Annotated in this window: 4 protein-coding genes; all 4 read right to left on the bottom strand. The window is 45.3% G+C overall.

The genetic code is table 11. The features are described from left to right. The coding region (locus tag DDR33_RS05000) for a bifunctional heptose 7-phosphate kinase/heptose 1-phosphate adenyltransferase (protein WP_109414672.1) at nt 1-966 on the bottom strand (966 nt) is incomplete at its 3' end. Continuing rightward, nucleotides 963-2,159 carry a pyridoxal phosphate-dependent aminotransferase gene (locus DDR33_RS04995; RefSeq protein WP_202913656.1) on the bottom strand — a complete coding sequence of 399 codons (1,197 nt, stop codon included), beginning with the start codon at nt 2,157-2,159 and terminating at the stop codon, nt 963-965. The genes DDR33_RS05000 and DDR33_RS04995, both read right to left, overlap by 4 nt. A 285-nt stretch (nt 2,160-2,444) precedes the next feature. Continuing rightward, nucleotides 2,445-2,843 (bottom strand): hypothetical protein, encoded by a 399-nt coding sequence (locus tag DDR33_RS04990; protein WP_109414671.1) that lies wholly within the window; start codon nt 2,841-2,843, stop codon nt 2,445-2,447. A 54-nt stretch (nt 2,844-2,897) separates the two neighbouring features. Next, nucleotides 2,898-3,458: S24 family peptidase (locus tag DDR33_RS04985; RefSeq protein WP_238387673.1), on the bottom strand; the 561-nt coding region annotated here is incomplete at its 5' end.

The raw sequence follows: 3,458 nt of genomic DNA, 5'->3' as shown, positions 1-3,458 counted from the left end.
ATTCATTTCTCTCATCAGGCGCTCTTTATCTATGGAAACGACGCCGACATGCTCGCATACGAGACCGCCGGCTAGGTTGGCGATTGCAGCGGTTTTGAACTCATCGAGGCCGGCGGCCAGGCAAAGTGTTGCGGTTGCAACAACGGTGTCTCCTGCTCCTGAAACATCGGCGATTTTACGGATGTGCGCCGGCATGACCTTTTCTCCATTGTGCGACATCATAAATACACCGAGTTCCGAAAGGGTTACCATTACCATTACGCAGCCCAGTTCTGAGCGGAGGTTTTCCGCTGCTTTTTCCAGACTTCCGGGTTGGGTCGGGTCAATGTCCATTTTAAGACCTTCCCGAAGCTCTTTTAAATTCGGCTTGAAAAGCGTTACGCCTTTGTAAAACAAGAAGTTGCGCTTTTTGGGGTCGACAGTGGTGATAATATTTCTTTTATTAGCCTCTGATACTACAGCTGCAATGAGATCCCGGGTAATTACTCCCTTGTCGTAATCCTCGAATATAATGGCATCGATCTTCCGGTTCCGGAGAATTGTCTGGATTTCAGACAGCAGAAGATCTGTCTCAGATGGGTTTAATTCTTCATCTGTTTCTGCATCTATCCGCAGCATTTGCTGATTGAGGCCTATTACCCGTGTTTTCACGGTTGTTGGCCTGCCATCTATACGGATTATGCCTTCTGTAGGGAGGCCTTGTTCTTCCATCAGGTGCAGATATGTATCACCCTCGCTGTCTGTTCCGATAACAGAGCAGATAAGCGGAGTAGCTCCCAGTGCCTGAACGTTTAAGGCTACATTTGCTGCACCTCCAAGGCGGTTTTCTTTCTTCCTGACAGAAATTACGGGAACAGGAGCCTCCGGGGAAATCCTGTCTACTTTTCCCCAGAGGTAAGAATCCATCATCACATCGCCGATAATAAGTATATTCAGACTACCAAACCGACTGAACAGTTCACTCATTTCAGGTCTGCTAATGCTTTCTTAATACGGGCTGCGGCCTCTTTTAATTTTTCTTCTGATGCTGCATAAGAGATACGGATTGAGTTGGGATCGCCAAAGGCGTCTCCGCTTACTACTGCCACGTGTCCTTTATTAAGAAGGTAGAGGGCGAGTTCATCGGCATTGCTGATCACTTCTCCATCTTCTGTCTTTTTTCCGAAGAATGAACTTACCTCGGGGAAGAAGTAGAAGGCGCCTCCGGGCAGGTTCACTTTTAATCCGGGGATTTCTTTCAGGAGATTATATACGAGGTCACGGCGATGAAGGAATACTTTCTGCATCTCTTCAACACTTTCGAGTGAGCCACTGTAAGCAGCAACACCGGCTCTCTGGGTAACAGAACAGGTTCCGGAGGTTACCTGGCTCTGGAGTTTATCGCATGCATCCGCAATTTCTTTGCTGCTGGCTGAAAAACCAAGACGCCAGCCTGTCATCGCGTAGGCTTTAGAAAGTCCATTTATGATGATGACCCGGTCTTTAATGCTGTCGAATTCGGCAATAGAAGTGTGTTTGCCGATAAAATTAATATGTTCGTAAATCTCATCAGACAGGATGTAAATGTCGGGATATTTTTCAAACACTTTCACCAGTCCGGCTAATTCTTCGCGGGTATAAACTGTTCCTGTCGGATTGTTGGGAGAGGAAAACATGAACAGCTTTGTTTTTGGAGTTATTGCTGCTTCCAGCTCTTCAGGAGTGATTTTGAAATCGCTCTCTAAGGTTGTATCAATAAAAACTGACTCTCCTTCGCCGAGCTTTACAAGTTCCGAATAGGACACCCAGTAGGGGGTAGGAATAATTACCTCATCGCCAGGATTAACGAGACAGAGAATGACATTTGTCAGTGCCTGCTTAGCACCTGTGGAAACAACTATCTGATCAAAATTATAGTCGAGGTTATTCTCACGTTTCAATTTTCCGGCAATAGCCTTTCTCAGGTCGGGATAGCCTGCAACCGGAGAGTAATAAGAATAATTTTCATCAATAGCCTTCTTTGCAGCGTCTTTTACGAAGTCGGGAGTGAAGAAATCGGTTTCTCCTAAACTCAGACTAATGACATTGACGCCTTTTGCTGCTAATTCTCTACCGAGTTTTGCCATTTTTATAGTAGCAGACTCGGACAGGTTGTTAATTCGGTTGGATAAAATACTCATAATCGCAAATATAGCAAGAAATGAAAATGAAGGCTTAAAATTATTCTACAAAGTAAATGGAGTGATTGACAGGCTTCGAACGCTGTGGAAAAGCATGTTCTGAAGCTGCTGATAATGAAAAAAAGCGGCCGGAAGTGCCGCTTTTTGTGAGTTGCTAATAACCCAGGATTATATAATATAATGATGCTGTATGTGGATAATCCCCGATTATATCACCATAAAACCTCTTTAGTGTGCCGGTCAGTTGATACTTACGACTTATAACTTATAACTTACAACTTAACGCTAGTTGCCCTGCTGGCCGCCGGGGCCTCCCGGGCCGCGTCCGCGCCTGCTGCGCATTTCCTCCAGCCACTGATCGTAAGTCTTTTTCTGGTCTGCGGTGAGGAGCGAAGAAATATTCCCGCTATGTTTCTTTTGTATCTCCTGCATCTTTGACCACATGGCCTGACGATCTTCTCCTGCATTTCTTGCAGCAGTTCTGAGGCTGTCTGTTTCTTTGGCCTGAGTTAAAATGACAGTGTAGATTTTTGCTTTCTGATCTGCTGTCAGCTTAAGCTGCTTTTCCAGCATTGCGGTTTGCCTTTCGGCTCTTTCTTCCGGTGTACCCATCTGCCTGGGTTGTGCCTGACTTAAAGATACAGAACCTGCAAGTAAAGCGATGAACAAAAAGTTCTTTCTCATAATGGATTGGTTTTTTCTATTAGACTGGTTTGCCGGAAATAGTTTAAGCAGGATTTAATTTTTGTCTTGTTTTAACTGAGATATCGATTTTTGCATTTGCGCAAGCATAGAAGTAAGGTTCTCCATGCTCGGTTCGGTGGTTGGTTCCGGAAAATTTGTCGAAATATATGCCTTCGCCTTCCATACCTCCAGAATGTCTTCAGCCTGTACGGTGTAGGGCTCATAAACCGGGTTATCTGAAATTAGTTTAATGCCCTTGTTTTCGCGGAAACGGTTGCCAGCGCGTTTGTAGACCACACCGTCCGACTTTGTTATAAATACATACGTTTCCCCCGCTTTGACATCCAACCAGTTTTCAATGTATTCGCCGATGACAACCGTACCCGGATGGAGCGGCAGCATCGAGTCTCCCTTTATTTCAAAAGCGCGGTAAGTGCCCTGCTTTAAAATGGGAAGACTGAATTTTGGTAATTCGCTTATGAATTCCGGATCCGCGTATCCGTTAAGGTAACCTGCGCTTGCTTTTACGGGCACCAGTTCTATGTTCTCACGGTCATGCGAATCTACTGATATGCTTAACACCCGGAGGTTGGAAGCACTGGCTTTAGAAGCAGG

The sequence above is a fragment of the Pararcticibacter amylolyticus genome (assembly GCF_003130405.1).
In the GTDB taxonomy this organism is placed as follows: Bacteria; Bacteroidota; Bacteroidia; order Sphingobacteriales; family Sphingobacteriaceae; genus Arcticibacter; species Arcticibacter amylolyticus.
Note: the sequence above shows the minus strand (reverse complement) of the source record. Positions and strands in the feature narration are given on the sequence as shown.

Bases quoted from the DNA above. Each gene is read 5' to 3' on its own strand.
- DDR33_RS04995 (WP_202913656.1), bottom strand. From the start codon at position 2,159: ATGAGTATTTTATCCAACCGAATTAACAACCTGTCCGAGTCTGCTACT.
- DDR33_RS04990 (WP_109414671.1), bottom strand. From the start codon at position 2,843: ATGAGAAAGAACTTTTTGTTCATCGCTTTACTTGCAGGTTCTGTATCT.